Origin of the sequence: Salinibacterium hongtaonis (genome assembly GCF_003065485.1) — a bacterium.
GTDB lineage: Bacteria > Actinomycetota > Actinomycetes > Actinomycetales > Microbacteriaceae > Homoserinimonas > Homoserinimonas hongtaonis.
Genome location: NZ_CP026951.1, coordinates 2,390,409 through 2,408,288 on the forward strand (window position 1 = coordinate 2,390,409; position 17,880 = coordinate 2,408,288).

Here is a 17,880-nt window from a genome sequence, read left to right on the forward strand (position 1 = left end):
GCGCTGCTTGAGGGGATGCGAGTGCATTCGATAGTCAAGGCACGAAAGGAGGCTTCCGCCCGATAGTCATGATAACTGTCATTATCGTCGCCAAAATACCCACCCCTTGAAGTGACATGCAGCTGAGTTAAAAAAGGGGGTCGAGAGCGCGTGTGGCTGGCCAAATAAAGTGTCGCCGGCCCACGTAACTTGTCGACGGGGCCGTCAGATGAGGCGCTGACTGGCCTCCGCGACTGCCTGCCCGCCTGGATCGGCGCGGAGCGACACGTTGTTTGGACAACGGCGGCGACACGTTATTCGGCGGCCCTCTCGTTTCACTGGGTTCGCGACCCCAGTTGGGGCCGCGTTCACAGCGCGGAGTGGGTTCTACGGATGCGCTCAGCGCCAGCTCCGGCGACGTGACGTACGACGAGCCCTGGCGCGCTCAACGGCGATGGTGCCGGGTTAGTCCGTGGTCTCGGGTTAGCGCGACGTGATCTTGCAGTACGCGAGAGCCGATTTGTATGCGGAGTCGTCGAGTTCGATTGATTCTGAGTTCGTGCGGACGGCGGGCTCATCGAAGCCGACGTCGAGTTGGCGCATCCAGTAGGCCCAGCAGGTGCCGCCCCCGCCGGCTGGCTGTCCGTGCTTGGTGCCGAATTCGATCCCGAGTGGGACTGTGCCGTCGTCGAGCTCGATCTTCGTGCGCAGTAGTGTCGCGATTGCCGTCGTGATCTCACGGTCGTTTCCGGTGAGGTGACCGAGCGTGAGTTCCTCGGGCAACCCGTCGATTTCTTCGGCCAGCTTGTTGAGGGCGGCGATCGTCTCCATCTTCGTGATGTCGACCCACCAACCCTCGGGAAAGCTGATCGTGTAGAGTTCGCGGCCCTCTCGGAACGCGGTGGGCAACCAGCTGGCCCTCATCGTACCCAGGGCATTCCACTCTTCGACGATCTGATTCCAGTAGTCGTCGAGCGGCATACCGATAGCGTCGGCCGCGGGCTGAAGCGCTCGCTTCTGCTCCATCGCGACCGTGCGGTAGTAGGCAAGGACCTCCATGTAAGCAGTGAGCTTGTCGGAACTGGCGTAGATTGTGCGTCCGAGAGTGTCGTAGCGACTCCAGGCCCCGACGTCGTCACCTTCGCGAACAGGAGGATCGAAAGGACCGAGTGATTCGCGCGCGATCCGAAACGCAGAGACCGGGCCCGCCGTAAGGACGAGCCCGGTTTTCTTGCATATGCGGTTGTCTGCCACTGGCTACCCGGCCTCAGCCGCTGAACGAGTCGTCGACGAGTGCCTGGGCGGCGTTGCTGGCTTCCTTATACCGTCCCTCGCGGATCGCGTTCACGGGAGTGTCGTAGTCGAGCCAGGGGTTGGCACCGATGAACCAGAGGCGTGCAACATGCTCACCCTCGGCCTCGACGACCTTTTGCCATTGCTCGTAAGCGAACGTAAGCCTGCGGACCGCCTCGGCGCGCGGTGCGGAACCGCCTTCCTTCGCCCACTTGTGGGAGATCTTGGTGTCCTTCGACCCGGCCAGAGTAGCGACGAGAGTGCCGCCGAGCGCCGCATTCAAGCGGCGCGTGATCTCGCGCACATCGAGCTGAATCGTTCGGTGGTAGGCGCTTGCTCTTTGGGTTTTGTTACCGGTGCTATTCACCGTCTTAGTGGCCATTTGGGGCCTCGTTTCGATTTGGCGATTAGATCTAGCCTACGCGTGAGGTACTGAAATGTCTATTGTCTATCCACCTAAAAGCAACCATAAAACTCCTCGTAATCACAAGAGTAGTCTTTGGGTTGGCCCGGGTGAAGCCTGCTGGCGTAGGCAACTCACAGCCGAACTTACAAACGAATGCGAACCTCAGAAGCATGCCAGATGAGGCGTCTTTCTTGGGGTCTCGTCGATAGCTGACGAGCTTGCTCAGCGACTAGTGCGCTAGGTGCTTGGTTAAGGCGCTCAGCTAGGATAGCGCGAAGCTCGCGCACTGAAGGGTGTCAAGGGCTTCGAGGATCTTGGACGTCTGCCAGACGAGGTTGCGGTTGCCAGTGCTGATCTCGGTGAAAATCCTGGCGTCGATGACTCGGTCGCGCCCGCCAATGGCGCATTGCGATGGTCCGAAACATGATCGATTAGCCGCACTCGGCGCTTTTACCTATCGCCGTCACAGAACGGATCGATAGTCTCGAACTGTGCGTGCGCGATGCCTGCTGAGCGAGTATAGAACTGTGGGCGAAACTGATGGAGGCGACCACACCCGTCATGAGCGCTGGAACACGATCCTCCGACTACGGAACTCGCAGTTCTTTAAGCGGATCCCGAGTGGCCGCTACCCAGGCTGGAACTACAGCGGCAAGCACCCCGACCGCGACCGCAAACACCCCAACGGCGATAAAGTAGTCGACTCCCGGAAGCGGATCGCCGGATAAGAGCAGACCGGTTAATGCACCGGCGCTGCCAAAGAACGCGCCTACAGCAGCGAGAGCTGCCACCTGGATAAGGAGCAACATGACAATGAACGACTGCGAAGCGCCTAACGCGCGTCTACGCCCGAAGTCTTTTCGTCTAAGCATCACGAGGCCGTAGAGAATCGCCGCTACTAGAACCCCGGTCAACGCAAAGACAGCAACGACCAGCTCTCGCCCGAAACTGCCCAGCTGCTGCTCAATTATTGCTCGAAGATCTGCCAGATCCTCACTCGTCGAGATTGTGATCGTAGACGGATCGCTGACGCCCAGCACAGATTGCACCGCCTGCGAAACAGGGGCGATGAGATCGGGCCGCGCTGCGACAACGACCAACACCGCGACTGGAGCGGGCTCCGATCGATCGAATTGAGACGGCACAACGATGACGGGTTCGAGGAACGCGAGGTAGCCCGGCGTTTGGACTTCGCCCGCCAGGTCAAAATCTCTACCCAGGAGCGTTGTGACGTTTCCAACGCCGTCAGTCATTCCGAGTAGTTCGAGAGCATCGATACTCGCCCAGGCGGAAGGTTCGACGTTCTCCGGCGGTGGCATCCCACCTGGCAGGCCGTCGCCCCACGCCAACCTCAAGGGGACATTGGCGCCATCTGCAACTAGAGCATTCTGGACATCAATTGGGGGACTAAATCCCCCACTCCAATCAATCCCGTCCACGTGAGCTAACCGGTCAAGGACTGATGTTGTCAGGCCTGAGGAAGGTTCCGCCCTTACGATGATCGACCTAGTGCCAGCAGAGTCGACTGAGCTAAGGACAGACTGCTCCGCGCCGGCGGTCCTGCCCGAAGTTAGCAACACGACCGCGCACATTCCCGCAACCATGATTATGGTAATCATTGAAGCGACCGGCTGGGCCATTGCAGAGGCGATCGACTCTCTCCCGATTGCTCCCAAACGGCGCCGGATGCTCAAAGATCTATCCGACGATCGCATCGCGAAACCAGTTCCGGATCATGCGTAACAACGATGACGGCGGCGCCGGAACGCGCTTTATCCTGGAACGCGTCAACCACCAGAGCTGACGAGATGGGGTCGAGGTTCCCGGTCGGCTCATCTGCGAGGAGAATTGGAGGATCATTTATGAGCGCTCGACAGAGCGCAATGCGTTGCGCTTGTCCACCTGATACCTGCCCCGGTCTTGCATCCGCCCTAAACTCAACTCCGAATCTGCTCATGAGTTCCTTGGCTCGCTCTTGAGAATCCCGTCGCGAATCGCCGCGATACAGTGCCGGCTCAATTACGTTGTCCAGCACTGTGCGGGTCGGATCAAGTGCAGCATCTTGAAACACAAAGCCGAACAAGCTGGACCGCAGTCCCGCCCGAGTTCGATCGTTGAGAGCCGAAACGTGTCTTCCATCTACTCGCACTTCTCCGCCATCAGGGCGAAGCATCAATCCAAGAATGTACAGCAATGTTGATTTTCCTCGGCCAGACGGACCCGTGACCGCGACAACCTCGCCTGCCGAAAATGTTGCAGACCAGCCCTCCAATATGCGAGTTGAATTTCCGTATCCAAAGGAGATATCTCGGGCCTCGATCACGATCTGCCGGCGCTCACAGGCACCCGAACTTTTGCACCCTCGCTCACACCCTCGATGACCGAGAGGCCTCTCGCACTCGCGACTACAGTCACCTCATGTTTCCGACCGTCATCGTCAATAACTGCGATCGTTCCGTCGGCCTTCGTAAGCAGTGCCGCGGCCGGGACCACTAGCCCGACCGTAGGTTCGGTTGTCATCCCACCGCGAGATTGGAGCCAACCGTCGTCGACGGCCACTCAACCTTGGTGTTGAGCGCAATACTCGCACCAACTTCACCTGTAACTACCTCGACAAGGGTGTGCTGCTCGGACTCCAAGATGTCTACGGGAGCTCGGAAGACAACGCTTCCTGCCCAACCCAATAGAGCGCCAGCTAGAGCTGCCGAAACGCCCACCCAAAGCAATTGCACCCGCTTGCGCACTTGCCCCTCCTCTCAAGCCAGTTCCTCGAACTGGGGCAATGCATGACCAGTGAATCTAGTTGGCTCTCCGGCCTATGAATATCGCCTAGCTATCCATAAAGCCGCTCCGGGTCCTGTGGACACTTTGCGTTGAGTTCTTCCCAATCTTCCACGGTGGACATCACATCGGAATAGGGGGTCCATCCGTCGGCGGTCCCAAAACTACTCGAAAAACTCTGGAAGCTGGGCGCTTGAGCGATCTCATAGCCTTCGTCTTCCAAACAAGGCGTAAGCGTGTCCAAGAAGTACTTGTAGAGGAAACTCATCTGCGAGTCATTGAGCGCTACCGTAAACCGAGGATCAACCGGATACTTCGCAGCACAGCGATAGGTTGCGATTTCTGTGGCCTCTTCCTGACCCTCAGGGACGTGCTGGCTTACCCCGCCGCCCTCACCCGACGCTGGGAATCCCTCGTCGGTGCGGCATTTTGCGCTGACGGTGGGCCACTCATCTAGAGTCACAAATCGAATCTTGTCCACGACGGGTCGAACCGCATTCGGAAACTCGGCAAGTATCGCTGCCCAATGCTCATCGAGTGCGGCAGTTGTCAAGGCCGACTCTTCGCCGGAAGTCAGCTCCGGAACTACCGGGACCTCTTCCGCGGGAGCGCAGCCAACCATCGCCAACGCCATCGCGGCTGCCGCTAACACGATCCCAAAGTTACGCAGTCGAGCCTGACGCATCACACTCACTCCATGTTCCAGTTCCATTGAGACAAAAACAAACGCAACTGGAGTCTAGGCAGGGATCTACCCCCTAGCCCCAAACCACCCGCGCGCTACATCGAAGGAATCATCATTTGATGCAGAATCTCTCTTTCGATTGCTTCGGCCCAGCCGCAGTGCATAACTTCCGGAGAAATGTTCGTTATCAAAGGAGAAGCGTGAACAAGACACTGCTATCAGCACTCGCCGGGCATTGGTGGGCGAGAGCTCTCATCGTCGTAGCCGTAACCGTCGTCTGGTTTATGGCAGCGAGCTACTTAGGCGGGGTGGGGCATTTCGCAAGGAACCATGGCACACAACTTGACGCCATCGGCTGGCTCACCGCTGGTGTGATCGGGCTCGGAACGTATGCTGCGCTGTCGCTTATCCGCACGGAACGGTATGGCTATCTGCTGCCGGGGTGGGCGTTCGCGCTCCCGGGTGTCTTCAGCTTTGCCAACTTCGTAATAATAGTTTCCTTCGACCCGCAGCAACCCCCACCTGAAGTTTGGGCGCCGTACATCTGGTACCCCCTCACCCTGGGCGTAATTGCAGCGGTGTTGGCACACCGTCACATACGGAAGCTCAGAACCGTTACCGCTGTAGCCGCGATAGCGATTGCGGTTCTGCCATGGCCGGTGTTTTTCGTTGTCCTGGTTCAACGCGGCTGCTGTTAGCGACACGCGCGAATATGACTAAATTGGGACTATCCACTCAAGCCTTGTTCATTCGCGCACTGACATTTTGCGCACCGATCATCAGGTGAGGTCTACCCCGCTCAACGGCCCAAAGGAACTGCCTCAGGTGGGAGTTGAGGCGCTGCGAGATGACTCCGTCCGACGCTTTCCTCGTTCCAGAAGACGAAGCACCTCCCCCGAGCCTTCGAGCACCGAGAGTCAGGGATTCTTTGCCACAGGGAGCACAATCGGGCTTCACTACGAACTTGCACCATGGCAAGTCACGCTGCTCTCACGACAGAACGGTGCTGGCCGAGCCGTCCTCCCTTGAGCACGAGGGCGCCACGGAGCGTGGGGACCACGAGTCTGACGGTGTCCGCTGCAGTCTCGACGTCGACGTTGATGGTCTGCTGGAGTGCGCGGGTGCCGCCAGATATCCCGAACAGAGGTCGGCCCTGGCAGCGGTGTCGTCGCCAGATCGACTGTCGGTCCGAGCACATGACGTCGACCCGGTCGGCACCTCGATCGAAGCGGTATGCATGTTTGGTGCTGTCATCCAGGACGTAGCCGGCTGCGGCCAATAGCGCAGCCGCCTCGGCGAATGTGATCGCCTGGGTCTCAAGGTGGAGGGCCGAGTCCACATCCACTGTCGCGCGCGGCGACGGCAACCCGGCTAGTTCAGCGTGCAGCTTCACCATCAGACCGCCGACGAGTGTCCACGAGTTTTGCGGGAGCACGCGAGCGAGCTCGAAGGCAGAGGGCCACGGCGACTCTTCCCATGCGCCAGATCGAGCGTCGACGCTGACCAGCGGACGGGCGCTCATACGGCTCTCTGTGCGGCTGATAGCCATTCGGCGGCCGCCGAGCACTCCCGTGCATCGCCGTACGCAAACAGCGCCATGGCCTCGAGCACTTTGCGGTGCATCTCGGCACCTTCAACGACGGCGATATCGCCCGAATCGTCGAGGCCGAGACGCGCTCGCCTGGCTGCGCGCGTAGCATCTTCCGCAATCAGAACACCAAGGCCCCCTCCTGAGGAGAGGCCACGCTCAGCGTCCAACGTTGAACGGAAGGTCTTCTTGATCTCGTCGCTTACGGCACGCCTTAACGTCACACGACCACGGAGGATCTGACCGGCAAGCACTCCGACCTCAGCGCTACGGATGCGCTGCTTGAGCCGGCTTCGCTCGGTGCTGGTGAGCATCGTGGTCGCCCCTGTCGCAAGGAGATCAAGGGCAGCCTCTTGCGTTGTGCTCGACCAGTCGCGGCCGCGGTGCGATGTTCGCTCGAGTGCCTGCAGCTGTCGCTGCGAGAACGCGTGCGCCGCGCCAACCTTTGCGGCAACAATGCGCCCACTAGCGGCCGCGCGCCGCACCTGCCGGGAGCTGACGCCCAGCTTTTTGGCGGCCTGCGAAGCGGACAAGGACATACATATATAGTCCCTTGTCGGACTATATATGTCAATCAAATCCTGTAGGCTCATCCAGACGGATGCGGGTGTCTGTCACTGGCTATGGCGATTCTTCCGCTGAAGCCACGGGTGGATCGACGCTGCAGGTCTGGGCTGCTCTTAGCGGCAAGAACGGCAACCTCTATCACGTGAGCGCGCCGAAGAAGGTAGTTCTGCCCGCGTCCGGGCTAGTGCCTGTGCTCGGGCGATGGTGGGCGAGGTCGCTCATCGCTATTGCAACCACTGTTCTCTGGTTTATGGTGGCCAATTGCCTGGGGCGAGTGGGGTACTTCGCGCGGTATCGGGGCACCGACGCTGACGTTGCCCTATGGCTCGCGGTTGGCACTATTGGCCTCGGCCCGATGCGGCAGGAACAGCCTCGACGGCGTCTACTGCAGCGACAGCATCCACGGCTTCGACACCGGGGCGCTCCGCGTAGGCGGTGCTCTCCCAACCTTCGTCGCCGGGAAGGGCGATGCTCGTGACTGCCACGAGCGCTTGGTCTGAGCTGGCGACAGAGACGCCGGCACTCTTAGTAGCCGCGGCGCTGTCCTTGAGAGCTGTGGCGCACTGACGAGCGGCCTCTTCTGCAGTGGCCCTGGCCACGCCGACAGAGACAGCAGTGATGCCGCCGGCGAGCACCAGAGCACCCGCAGCGAGGATGGCCACGAGGCGCCGGCTATATCGCGGCGACTTTGGGCCGGGGCCTGCGCCAGGGTTGTCGGCGCTGAGCTTGTCAGTCATGGTCGTCATCTCCTTCTGGCTCAGGGGCCACCCTCCCGGGTACCCGAAAATGCTTGACAATCCAGCGAACACCAGGCGGTGGTGGGCTATGAGTCCGGCAGTCAGGCCACGGTGTCTGCCCTGATTTTTCCTCCGTTGATGGTGATGATCGAGTCGCAAATCGCGTCGATCTCGCTGCGGTGGTGGCTGGTCATGACGATGGTGGTTCCTGATTCGGATTTGGCGCGCAGCAGCGTGGTGATGTTCTGGACTGATTCTTCGTCGAGGGCGTTGAAGGGTTCATCGAGCAGGAGTACCTCCGGACTTTCGATGAAGGCCTGAGCAAGAGCGAGCTTCTGTTTCATGCCGAGCGAGAAGGTGCGAACACGTTGACGTGAGCGCGGGTCGAGCCCGACATCGTCCAGCACGGCTTCACAGTCGGCGCGTGTGTCGCGCTTTCGGATGGCGGCCAGGTCGAGCAAGTTGTCGATCGCCGAGAGTCCGGCAAGGTAGGCGGGGCCATTGATGGAAATGCCGAACCGATCCGGAAAGGTTCGATCGGCGGAGAGTAGCGACGAGTCGATCGACACGCTGCCCGTATCGGGGGCGATCAGTCCGCACAGCATCTGCAGCAGCACAGATTTCCCTGAGCCGTTGGGCCCGCAGAGACCGTAGCTGCGCCCGCGCTCGATCGTCAGCGAAACATCCGCCAGCACGGTTTGTCCCTTGAATGATTTGGATGCGTTGCGGACGTCAATGATGGACACGGCGAACCTCCGATTCGTGGGCGAGCTTGAGGACAAGGACGAGGGTGCCGAAGCAGAAGGCGGCCGCGAGGACGAGAACGGTCGAGGCAATCGTGGCAGCCTCCCCCGCCCACTGCCCAGACCAGGCGAGCAGTGGATTCCATGGTGACCATAGCGGCGGAAAGAGTCCCAGTACGAGGATGGTGCAGCCGATGGCGGCGGGGGCCGCTTCCGAGCCGAAGACGACAATACCCAGGATGAGCAGGATGACGACGAGGGCGACCGAGACTAGGAGCCGGCCGAGCAGGGCGGCCTCGGCGGCAATCTCGCTCGCCGAAGCGAGGGTGTCACCGCCAAGCGCCGCGAATCGGAAACAAACGATAGCGGCCGCGACGATGAGCACTGCGTGGGCCACCCAACCGAGCTCGCCAGCAAGGGTTGCTGTGACCCAGCGGGTAGTGGTGCGGGATCTGATGCGCACTAGTGCCCCCCTCTGTGTCCAGTCGGTCGCGAAGCGTGCCGTGGCGGCAAGGCTGAGCGAGAGGATGACCGTCATTCCTATGAGGTACTCGACCACCGATCTACTGACACCGACGAATACGGTCGATAGTGCTGGAGCGGCTGCAGGGTCAGTGTGGTTGAGGGCGACAGCACCGACGGCGCCGACGAAGAGTGCAATCCACAGTGCGGTCGCACGTCTGTCGGGGTGTGGTTGGTGCGCACCGGCGTCCCTCCACCGGGCGACCGCGGAACACAGCACGAGGGCGAGCACGGCAGCAATGAGCAAGGTCACGAAGAGACTTGGCCGCGACCGGACGTATTCGGCTGCGACGTACTGGGCGAGGTTCAGCGGGTGCGGCACGAGAAACACGCCAATGTTGGGCATTACCGAGAAGACCCAGATGAGCATGGCGACCACGAGGGTCACCTGCCGTGACCTGAAAACAAGCCGCACCGTCAGCAGCAGCCAATACAGGGTCGCGAATCCGATCGCCAACAGCGCCGCCGCGCCGGCAAGAACACCGACGGCGGTCATGGCGACGAGCACGTGATCACTCCCGGTCGGCATCGTTGCCAGAGCAATGCCGAGCCACACCACAGAGACCACAGCCGCAACGAGAACAAACCGAACTAGCAGCGGCCAAAACGGATCAAAGGCCAGTGATCTGCGGGCTCCCCACCGGACAAGACGCTGCGGCATCAGCGCCCGGTTGATCATGATCGACGCCGCGATCAGCCAGACCGGCAGCGCCACAAACGTCTGGAACCGCTCGTTCGAGCTCAGTGCCGTGATGAGTTCCGCGCCTGAGATGCCCTCGGCAGCACCCCGGCTGGTGAGGGCGTAGCCGACCGCGACGAGCACCACAACCAGGAGGAGGGAAATGAATCGGATGCGCATGGGCGAGATCATCAGCGAAGCGACAACAAATCTCGCGGGTGGCGGAAGATCCACACCCACACCGCTGCAACCCCGAGCGCCAAGAGCACGGTCGGCGCAGCAGTCGTAGGAATCGGAGCCTGCTGCAGCCCGAACGGTGCGAGCGAATACAGCAGACCCGCGTACGGACCCACCAGGATCGCGGCCGCGATCGTCTGAATCATGTACATGCCCAGCGGCAGCAGCATCGCGAGCATCCGGTTCTGCAGCAAGACCAGCGCCGCGGCGGCGAACGCCCCATAGATGCCGGCAGCGAACCCAAACCACAGCGCGGAGACTGCCCCGAACACCGGGGAGCCGAACGCCATCAACTGGGTGAACGCCGTCAGCGACTGCTCGTAGTCGGCCACATCCTGGCCACTAGAGAGAAGGTTGATGGAGGGGTCGATGAACGGATCACCCAGCAGCGGCCAGATCAGAAAAGCGATTGCGTAGACAACCAGAACCGATGCGCCGAAAATCACACACGGCAAGAGAAAGCTGCTCACAAGGCGCGCACGCAGAAACGCTACGACCGATAATCGCGACCGCAGGTTGGCTACGTGACGATGGCCCAACTCGGCATGCAGTCGCGCGTTGCCGGCCCAGGCTGCCAAGAACGGAATCACAAGCACAAGCGGAGAGCCCATATACAGGATGAAAACATTGAGCTGGCTCGACATCGCAAACTGCTGCACCTGAACAGTCCCCCAGACGACAGGGGCACCAACGGCAATGACGGCGACCGCGATAGGAATCAACGACTGCCGAAAATTCCATCGACGATGAGTGCCGCTCACGCTGCTGCTTGGCCGCGACGCCGGCGTATATGTGGCGTCACTCATTGGCAGGCACAAAGGTCATGCAATTGAGTCGACTTCATATTGTTTTCAATTGCTGGCGAAGTATCCGGTCACCTGCACATTCACAAGGTTGAAGTTCGGAACCCACATCTGCGCAACGACACTCGGAGTTCCGGCCGAGATGTTGTTCGGCAAGTTCGCACCGCTTCCCACTGCGACAGTTGTGCCACAGCTCGTGTTCGCACCAACGCACTGCTTGGCATGAATGCTGTAACCCCCGCCGACGGTAACCTGCGTAAGTAGACCGGGGTGACTGGAGATGGCCTTTGTTTGAAGGCCCGAATAGCCAGCACCGCCGAACTGGGGTGCGACTGTGTTAAAGCCGATGAGCGTTGTCCCGGCATTCGCCGCCATTGCTCCGCCCGCCACCAGTGCTACTGAGACAACTCCTGCGGCGAAAAATCGCTTGTCAAACTTCATGTCTTCTCCTCATTCGATTGCGAAGCGCTACTGCAACACAGCAAGCTTGCTCCGGCCAGTAGCACCAACCGAAAATGAGCAACTCTCCGCAGGCTACCGAAGGTCTCCGACATGCTCAAGGCCGATGCGGAAATGCCTCTGGACGCGCGATTGGAATCACTCCACCAGCGCTGACTGGGTCGCGAGAATGCAATTGAAAACTCTCGTTGCCGAAGTTCGAAGATGACGGCGGCGAGTGGCGATTTGTCCACTATTACCCCGACGAGTTCGACGTGAGCACCTTCTTACCTTGAGCGCCAAGTAGGCACTCCGTCGCCCCCGCTCCGTGTACGGATCTGCACATCCCGGTCAACGAATAGCGAACTGTTGCCGTGCCCGGAGGCCAAGCGTTCTTCTTGTCCTGCTGGTCGAACGAGGCTGCTGCTGATCGCGCATCCAGACGGATGCGGTTGCCTGTCACCGACTATCGCGATTCTCAATCCAAGAGCGGATACCGCGGCACACGGCCGGTAGCGACCTGCTCCAGGTACGCAGCGGCGTCATCTTGAGCACGCCCTTCGCGGTGGCGGCTGGGTACCATCTGGCCGTTCAGGCTTTGACACTTCGCGCAGCTCTGGACCCGTTCTGAGAATCTGTTGGCGTAGGGGCGGCGGGCGCCGCATTCAGTGCATATCCACGTGCCGCACATGGGACAGGAGCGCGTCTGGCTCTCGGGTGTTGACGGTTCGATCTTGAATGTCATGGGATCCTCTCAAAGGACCACAGCGGCTTCACGACTTTTCAGGCGGACTTTCCGCTCGGCGGGTCGGCGCGTACGATTGCAGGTCGCGCTTCTCGGGGTGCACTGAGAAGGCGATGCGCGTACCCGAGACTGTCGTGGAACCCCGCATCTATTCCGCAGATTTGGTGACAGATGCCGAAAGCGCGTAACAGCAAAAAGCAGTCTTGACCGGGGATTATCGAAGACGGCGCTAGTCCGCAGTTACCCCTGATAGGGCCGTACTCTTACTCGAAAGGTCACCGGATCGACGCCGGTCGGAGCCACTGCCCTATCTCGAGGCTTCTACTCGGGGTGGGGCTCCTTTTGTTTAACGGCCGGTTCCTCTAGACGGCGCTAGTCGAGCGCCCATAGGATCCGCCCATGAGGATGCGAATGGCCATGGTGTGCCTTGCTGCCGTGGCTACGTTGGCCGGATGCACGCTTGCGCCAGCTGAAGTGGCGCCCCCGCTCTCCGCGACGCCCAGCCCTTCACCGGCAGTTCCGACATCAGCGCCACCGGCGAAGGAAATTGTTGCCCCTGACTGCGACGACACAGTGCCGTCGTTCCACAGAGAACAGTTCGAAAGCAGTGATAACGGGATGCGCCTTGAGTCCGAAACCTTGTCCGAGCTCTACGGGATCCCCATCCAACAAGGAATAACCTGCACCTCATCTCCGAAGGACTGCTACTGCGACTACGTAGTGACCGTGGACTGGGGGCTCGTTGATAAGGCCGCGGCAGCGCAACTCACCACGAGCATCGCCAATTCCGTATCCGCTGGTCACTCGCTCACTTCCACCCCTGTAGCGGGAGGAATAATCCACTGGACGACTTTTGTGTCGGACTCCGATGTGCTGTGGAACGGAAGCGAACGCGCCACTCTTATCCGGGATGACGGCCAGGTGCTCGCTACAACGACGATTGACAGCCTCCGCGAAATCGCGAGTGAGCTCGGTCTTTTGTAGGTCTGCCGTGAGTGGTCACGTTATGCACCAAAGCCAGGCTTTTGGTGCAGTTTGCGGCCACTCAGCACGACGTCTCGCCTAGCCGCGCAGCATGGGCACGTGCGGGATGCCATCTTCGAGAAACTCCGGGCCGCACGTGACGAAGCCGAAGCGGGCATACCAGCCCTCAAGGTAACGCTGGGCGTCCAGGATGATCGGCGCCGAGCCGCACTCCGCGATCGCAAGTTCCATGAGTTGGGCGGAGAGCCCCTGCCCTCGCGCTGGCTGCGCTGTCGCGACGCGGCCGATGCGGCGGCGGTCAGCATCCGTTAGCAACCGCAGCGTCGAAACCACTGCGTCACCCTCCTGCGCCCAAAACTGCACGGTCTCGGGTTCGAGATCGCGGCCGTCGATGTCGTCGTAGGCGGCCTCCTGCTCGACCACGAAGACTGCGCTGCGAAGCCACAGGATGCGATACAACGTCTCGGGAGCAAGATCGCGGGTGCGGGCCGAGTGGAGGGTGACGGACATTCCGCAACTGTAACGGCGCACGGCGCGCGGCCCGCCCGGCCCCAACGGATATTCTGGATGCCGCACATACCGGCAATGGGGGCAGCGTGTCAGAAACAATCGCGTCGACAGGCGAAAGCCCGAGCATCGGCACGGGCCTCGCATGGGGTGTCAAGGACTCCTTTCTGCGCTACATCACCACGATGCCTGGCGGCTCCCCCACGACAAGCGGCGACGCCACCACGACCCGCGATGGCTCGTTCTACTTCGCGACCGCCGACCAGTCCGGCTTCGACACGACTGCCCTCACGGGCACGATCAAGTTCAGCGGACGCATTAACTTTGTCGGCCACTTCGGCGCCCTCAGCGTGAGCCTCGTCGACCCGTGGCTGATTTTGGACAGCGAGGGAGGCTCGCTCTCCGTCGAGTGGGGGACGGGGCCAGAGAGCCGCAGCGAGATCGTGCGCGTCATTCCGGACGCGCCTGTTGCCGCCGGCAGTGTGCTGGCGTGGCGGGCGGCGGAGACATTCCTGTCGCCGCTGGCGGTTGCCCAGTTCAACAGCGTTTACCGCGCGGGCGAGCCATTCGCTCCCCTCGCGATTCGGGTGCTGCGCTAGCACTAACCCGTAAGCGACGCGAGATACAGCGGGAACACATGCTCGCTCGTGAGGGGCGCGATATCGGCGTCGCCCGTGTCGGCGGGGTCGAACCAGCGCACCTCTGCGATCTCTGCGGCGGCAGCCACGGGCGCATCCGTCGTCAGCGTGAACACCTCGCAGTCGACGAGCCACCCCGGCTCGTTTGCTGCGGGCGCACCGAAGCGCCCGAGGTAGCCAAAATCGTCCGGCGCGACATCGAGCGTGAGTTCCTCCGCGAGCTCCCGCACGATCGCCTCGAGCGCACTCTCGCCCGCCTCGATCTTGCCGCCGGGCTGCATAAACGCGTGCGTGCCCTTCTTGCGTACGAGCAGAGCGCGTCCCTCACTGTCGAGAAGCAGTGCCGCCGCAAGGGTGAACGTGTGCGGATGCGCTGGTGAGGATTCGGATGCAGTGGCCACGTAATCAGGCTACCGGCGCCACCATCCAGCGCGAGCCTGGGCGGGCTGCCGCACACCACGAAAGACTCTCCCAACGGCGTGTGGAAACACCAAAGGGCGCACCCACCGAAGCGGATGCGCCCTTTGTGGGCTAAGCCCTACAGCGCCTTGACTGCGGACAGCACCTTGGTGAGCGACTCCTTGGCGTCACCAAAGAGCAGCGTCGTGGTCGGCTCGAACAGCAGCTCGTTCTCGATGCCGGCGAAGCCGGGGCGCATCGAGCGCTTGAGGAACACGACCTGGCTGGCCGACGACACCTCAAGAATGGGCATGCCGTAGATGGGCGAGCCGGGGCTCGTTTTGGCCGCGGGGTTCACGACGTCGTTCGCGCCAACGACGAGCACAACATCCGTTGTCTTGAACTTGGGGTTGACCTCGTCCATCTCCTGCAACACCTCGTAGGGCACGTTGGCCTCGGCCAGAAGCACGTTCATGTGACCGGGCATACGGCCGGCAACGGGGTGGATTCCGAAGACCACCTCGATGCCCTTGCCCTCGAGCGTCGTGGCGAGCTCGGCCATCGTGTGCTGAGCCTGAGCCACGGCCAGGCCATAGCCGGGAACCACGATCACACGCTGGGCGTAGCCGAGCAGGATCGCGATGTCCTCGGCAGAGCCGGACTTGACCGGGCGGTCGCTCACCGCAGTCGAACCCGCGGTCGAGCCGCCCTTGAACGCGCCGAAGATGATGCCGCTGACGCTGCGCCCCATGGCCGAGGCCATGGCACGGGTGAGGATGGTTCCGGATGCCCCAACGAGCGTTCCGGCCACGAGCAGCAGCACGTTGCCGAGCACGAGACCCGACGCGGCGACCGTGAGGCCCGTGAACGCGTTGAGCAGCGAGATCACGATCGGCACGTCCGCACCGCCGACGGGGAGAACGAGCAGCACACCACCGAGCAGACCGAGCGCGAGCAGGATGATCGCGGCGATGAAATCACCCGAGACCACGAGCCAGGCACCCGAGGCGAGAGCCGCGAGCAGCACGAGCCCCATGACAACCTGCTGACCCGGGAAGGTAACCGGGCGCGTCGTCATGAGTTCCTGCAGCTTGGCGAACGTGATGCACGAACCGGAGAACGACACAGCGCCAACGAGAATCGTGAACGCCACCGCGAGCCCCGACCAGGGTCCATCAACATGGGCCAGCTCAAGCAACGCGACGATTGCCGCGGCTCCACCGCCAACACCGTTGAACAGCGCAACGAGCTGCGGCATCTGAGTCATCTTGACCCGACGCGACACCGGTGCGGCGATGGCCGAACCGACAACGATCGTGGCCAGGATGAGCGGGATGTTGTCCAGCTCGGTCGAGAGGAACACCACAACCATGGCGATAACGGCACCGACGGCACCGATCAGGTTGCCGCGGCGTGCCGACTTGGGCGAGCTGAGGCCCTTAAGGGCGAGGATGAAGCAGACCGCTGCGAGCAGGTAGAGCCCTGCGGTCCATTCGGGTGAGAGCACGTTCACTTGGTGGCCTCCGACTTAGCGGCCGGCTTGCGTCCGGCAAACATCTCGAGCATGCGGTCGGTGACAACGAAGCCGCCGACGAGGTTGACGGTCGCGAGGAGAACAGCGAGGAGCGCTGCGATGAGCACCCACACATCCTCGGCCTGACCTGCGACGATCACGGCGCCGACCAGGATGATTCCGTGGATGGCGTTAGCGCCAGACATCAGCGGGGTGTGGAGGGTGCTCGACACCTTGGCGACGACCTCGAAACCCACGAACACTGACAGCACGAACACTGTCAACAGGGTCATGGCATCCATTATTTGTCTCCCTTCGGCGCTGCGGCCGCGAGGGCTTCGCGCGTGGGCTCATGCGTGACGGCGCCGTCGTGGGTGAGGCTCGCGCCCCGCACAATTTCGTCGGCGAAGTCGGGCTCGACCTTGCCGTCGACGGTCATGAGCGAAATAAGGTTGGCCACGTTCTTGGCATACAGACGCGACGCATCGAAGGGCATCGTTGAGGCGACATCCTTCATTCCGACGATCGTGATCGTGCCACCACCGGGCAGCGGGATCGCGGTGTCTTCACCGGCGACACTGCCCTCGACGTTGCCGCCGGTCTCGGCAGCGAGGTCGATGATCACCGAACCGGGCTTCATGCCGAGAAGCATCTCTGCCGTGATGAGACGCGGTGCTGCGCGGCCCGGGATAGCGGCCGTCGTGATGACGATGTCCGACTCCGAAACGTGTGGGGTGAGCAGCTCGCGCTGACGGCGAGCGCGGTCTTCTGCGAGCTCCTTGGCGTAGCCGCCGCTGGCATCCGCGGTGCCGAGATCGAGGCTGATGAAGGTTCCACCCATCGACTTGACCTCGTCGGCGGATGCTTCACGCACGTCGTTTGCCGAGACGCGGGCACCGAGGCGCTTGGCAGTGGCGATGGCCTGCAGGCCGGCGACACCCGCACCAAGTACAAGAACCTTGGCGGGCGGAATGGTGCCAGCCGCGGTCATAAACAGGGGAAAGAAGCGGGGGAGGCGCATAGCGGCCTCGAGCACGCAGCGGTATCCCGCCACGAGTGCCTGCGACGTGAGCGCATCCATCGACTGGGCACGAGAAATACGGGGAACCAATTCGAGTGCGAACGCCGTGACCCTGGCATCGTGAAGCGCTGCCACTGCCGGCAGGCTCGATGCGGGCGATGCCAGCCCGACGGTGATGGCGCCCTCGCGGAGTGCGCCGATCAGCTCGACCGACAGCGGGCGCACGTGGGCCAGCACTTCGAGCTCGCCGGGGGCGATTGAATCGACGACGGTGGCACCGGCGGCGACAAAGTCGGCGTCGGGGTATCCGGCCGCTTCGCCGGCACCCCGTTCGATTGTTACGGTGAGCCCTTCGCCCACCAACTGGCGCACCGATTCGGGGGTGGCCGCTACGCGACGCTCCCCCGGCTCGAGCTCCCTGAGAACTCCTACATTCATGACGCTCCTTCTGGCTGTTGCCGCGTGAAACCTCCGAAAAATTAGCAGCCGACCGACGGTTTAAGAGGGTCGATCCGGGCACACTACGAGATAAGAACCGCGTTTCTTTCTATATGGCGGCAGTTTTGCGAAATCGCGACGAGACGCTTCACCGAGCGCATTCCGGCAATGGAATGG

Annotated in this window: 20 protein-coding genes; 3 read left to right on the forward strand and 17 right to left on the reverse strand. The window is 61.7% G+C overall.

Annotation, left to right across the window (positions count from 1 at the left end; genetic code table 11):
- Positions 1-462: 462 nt before the first annotated feature.
- The 5 genes from C2138_RS11545 to C2138_RS11565 all read right to left on the reverse strand — a co-directional run bounded on the left by C2138_RS11545 (position 463) and on the right by C2138_RS11565 (position 5,171).
- The gene (locus tag C2138_RS11545) at positions 463-1,038 is read right to left on the reverse strand and encodes a hypothetical protein (protein WP_159078214.1); all 576 of its coding nucleotides are present in this window, start codon (positions 1,036-1,038) and stop codon (positions 463-465) included.
- Between the two features lie 208 nt (positions 1,039-1,246).
- A complete protein-coding gene (locus C2138_RS11550) occupies positions 1,247-1,654 on the reverse strand; it encodes a hypothetical protein (protein ID WP_108517995.1) in 408 nt (135 codons plus the stop codon).
- A gap of 611 nt (positions 1,655-2,265) precedes the next feature.
- Positions 2,266-2,931 carry an FtsX-like permease family protein gene (locus C2138_RS11555; protein ID WP_159078215.1) on the reverse strand — a complete coding sequence of 222 codons (666 nt, stop codon included), beginning with the start codon at positions 2,929-2,931 and terminating at the stop codon, positions 2,266-2,268.
- Between the two features lie 437 nt (positions 2,932-3,368).
- A complete protein-coding gene (locus tag C2138_RS11560) occupies positions 3,369-4,001 on the reverse strand; it encodes an ABC transporter ATP-binding protein (protein WP_241961112.1) in 633 nt (210 codons plus the stop codon).
- 510 nt (positions 4,002-4,511) lie between these two features.
- Positions 4,512-5,171: a hypothetical protein gene (locus tag C2138_RS11565; RefSeq protein WP_159078216.1), complete on the reverse strand. Its 660-nt coding sequence runs from the start codon at positions 5,169-5,171 to the stop codon at positions 4,512-4,514.
- A 173-nt stretch (positions 5,172-5,344) separates the two neighbouring features.
- On the opposite strand from C2138_RS11565, the gene C2138_RS11570 reads away from it, so the two are divergent.
- Positions 5,345-5,842 carry a hypothetical protein gene (locus C2138_RS11570; protein WP_108518003.1) on the forward strand — a complete coding sequence of 166 codons (498 nt, stop codon included), beginning with the start codon at positions 5,345-5,347 and terminating at the stop codon, positions 5,840-5,842.
- A gap of 281 nt (positions 5,843-6,123) precedes the next feature.
- Here C2138_RS11570 and C2138_RS11575 read toward each other — a convergent pair whose 3' ends face one another.
- The 7 genes from C2138_RS11575 to C2138_RS11605 form a co-directional block, all read right to left on the reverse strand.
- The gene (locus tag C2138_RS11575) at positions 6,124-6,666 is read right to left on the reverse strand and encodes a hypothetical protein (RefSeq protein WP_108518005.1); all 543 of its coding nucleotides are present in this window, start codon (positions 6,664-6,666) and stop codon (positions 6,124-6,126) included.
- A complete protein-coding gene (locus C2138_RS11580; RefSeq protein WP_108518007.1) occupies positions 6,663-7,271 on the reverse strand; it encodes a helix-turn-helix domain-containing protein in 609 nt (202 codons plus the stop codon). Before C2138_RS11580 ends, C2138_RS11575 begins: the two co-directional genes overlap by 4 nt.
- A gap of 366 nt (positions 7,272-7,637) precedes the next feature.
- The gene (locus tag C2138_RS11585) at positions 7,638-8,036 is read right to left on the reverse strand and encodes a hypothetical protein (protein WP_108518009.1); all 399 of its coding nucleotides are present in this window, start codon (positions 8,034-8,036) and stop codon (positions 7,638-7,640) included.
- 101 nt (positions 8,037-8,137) lie between these two features.
- Positions 8,138-8,782, reverse strand: a complete 645-nt coding sequence (locus C2138_RS11590) for an ABC transporter ATP-binding protein (RefSeq protein WP_108518011.1) — start codon at positions 8,780-8,782, stop codon at positions 8,138-8,140.
- Positions 8,769-10,160 carry a hypothetical protein gene (locus C2138_RS11595; protein ID WP_146181288.1) on the reverse strand — a complete coding sequence of 464 codons (1,392 nt, stop codon included), beginning with the start codon at positions 10,158-10,160 and terminating at the stop codon, positions 8,769-8,771. Before C2138_RS11595 ends, C2138_RS11590 begins: the two co-directional genes overlap by 14 nt.
- An 11-nt stretch (positions 10,161-10,171) precedes the next feature.
- Positions 10,172-10,978 (reverse strand): hypothetical protein, encoded by an 807-nt coding sequence (locus tag C2138_RS11600; protein WP_159078217.1) that lies wholly within the window; start codon positions 10,976-10,978, stop codon positions 10,172-10,174.
- Positions 10,979-11,068: 90 nt separating this feature from the next.
- A complete protein-coding gene (locus C2138_RS11605; RefSeq protein WP_108518016.1) occupies positions 11,069-11,461 on the reverse strand; it encodes a hypothetical protein in 393 nt (130 codons plus the stop codon).
- 1,462 nt (positions 11,462-12,923) lie between these two features.
- Here C2138_RS11605 and C2138_RS13670 point away from each other — a divergent pair.
- A complete protein-coding gene (locus C2138_RS13670; protein WP_146181290.1) occupies positions 12,924-13,187 on the forward strand; it encodes a hypothetical protein in 264 nt (87 codons plus the stop codon).
- Positions 13,188-13,265: 78 nt separating this feature from the next.
- On the opposite strand, the gene C2138_RS11620 is transcribed toward C2138_RS13670, so the two are convergent.
- Positions 13,266-13,697, reverse strand: coding sequence for a GNAT family N-acetyltransferase (locus tag C2138_RS11620; protein ID WP_108518021.1), 432 nt, complete (start codon positions 13,695-13,697; stop codon positions 13,266-13,268).
- A gap of 86 nt (positions 13,698-13,783) precedes the next feature.
- On the opposite strand from C2138_RS11620, the gene C2138_RS11625 reads away from it, so the two are divergent.
- Positions 13,784-14,293, forward strand: coding sequence for an HtaA domain-containing protein (locus C2138_RS11625; RefSeq protein WP_108518023.1), 510 nt, complete (start codon positions 13,784-13,786; stop codon positions 14,291-14,293).
- A 2-nt stretch (positions 14,294-14,295) separates the two neighbouring features.
- On the opposite strand, the gene C2138_RS11630 is transcribed toward C2138_RS11625, so the two are convergent.
- From C2138_RS11630 to C2138_RS11645, 4 genes are all read right to left on the reverse strand, one after another.
- Entirely contained in the window at positions 14,296-14,733 is a 438-nt protein-coding gene (locus C2138_RS11630; RefSeq protein WP_108518025.1) for an NUDIX hydrolase, read from the reverse strand.
- 137 nt (positions 14,734-14,870) lie between these two features.
- Positions 14,871-16,244: an NAD(P)(+) transhydrogenase (Re/Si-specific) subunit beta gene (locus C2138_RS11635; protein ID WP_108518027.1), complete on the reverse strand. Its 1,374-nt coding sequence runs from the start codon at positions 16,242-16,244 to the stop codon at positions 14,871-14,873.
- Complete coding sequence (locus tag C2138_RS11640; protein ID WP_108518029.1) at positions 16,241-16,546, reverse strand: NAD(P) transhydrogenase subunit alpha part 2; 306 nt, start codon at positions 16,544-16,546, stop codon at positions 16,241-16,243. The genes C2138_RS11635 and C2138_RS11640 overlap by 4 nt, the downstream gene beginning before the upstream one ends.
- A complete protein-coding gene (locus C2138_RS11645; protein ID WP_108518031.1) occupies positions 16,546-17,703 on the reverse strand; it encodes a Re/Si-specific NAD(P)(+) transhydrogenase subunit alpha in 1,158 nt (385 codons plus the stop codon). Before C2138_RS11645 ends, C2138_RS11640 begins: the two co-directional genes overlap by 1 nt.
- Between the last annotated feature and the right edge of the window lie 177 nt (positions 17,704-17,880).

What these genes read in the sequence shown, in the direction of transcription:
- C2138_RS11580 (WP_108518007.1), bottom strand. Translation starts at nt 7,271, where the DNA reads ATGTCCTTGTCCGCTTCGCAGGCCGCCAAAAAGCTGGGCGTCAGCTCC.
- C2138_RS11645 (WP_108518031.1), bottom strand. Translation starts at nt 17,703, where the DNA reads ATGAATGTAGGAGTTCTCAGGGAGCTCGAGCCGGGGGAGCGTCGCGTA.
- C2138_RS11605 (WP_108518016.1), bottom strand. Translation starts at nt 11,461, where the DNA reads ATGAAGTTTGACAAGCGATTTTTCGCCGCAGGAGTTGTCTCAGTAGCA.
- C2138_RS11550 (WP_108517995.1), bottom strand. Translation starts at nt 1,654, where the DNA reads ATGGCCACTAAGACGGTGAATAGCACCGGTAACAAAACCCAAAGAGCA.
- C2138_RS11595 (WP_146181288.1), bottom strand. Translation starts at nt 10,160, where the DNA reads ATGCGCATCCGATTCATTTCCCTCCTCCTGGTTGTGGTGCTCGTCGCG.
- C2138_RS11620 (WP_108518021.1), bottom strand. Translation starts at nt 13,697, where the DNA reads ATGTCCGTCACCCTCCACTCGGCCCGCACCCGCGATCTTGCTCCCGAG.
- C2138_RS11565 (WP_159078216.1), bottom strand. Translation starts at nt 5,171, where the DNA reads ATGGAACTGGAACATGGAGTGAGTGTGATGCGTCAGGCTCGACTGCGT.
- C2138_RS11575 (WP_108518005.1), bottom strand. Translation starts at nt 6,666, where the DNA reads ATGAGCGCCCGTCCGCTGGTCAGCGTCGACGCTCGATCTGGCGCATGG.
- C2138_RS11555 (WP_159078215.1), bottom strand. Translation starts at nt 2,931, where the DNA reads ATGACTGACGGCGTTGGAAACGTCACAACGCTCCTGGGTAGAGATTTT.
- C2138_RS11545 (WP_159078214.1), bottom strand. Translation starts at nt 1,038, where the DNA reads ATGGAGGTCCTTGCCTACTACCGCACGGTCGCGATGGAGCAGAAGCGA.
- C2138_RS11585 (WP_108518009.1), bottom strand. Translation starts at nt 8,036, where the DNA reads ATGACTGACAAGCTCAGCGCCGACAACCCTGGCGCAGGCCCCGGCCCA.
- C2138_RS11640 (WP_108518029.1), bottom strand. Translation starts at nt 16,546, where the DNA reads ATGGATGCCATGACCCTGTTGACAGTGTTCGTGCTGTCAGTGTTCGTG.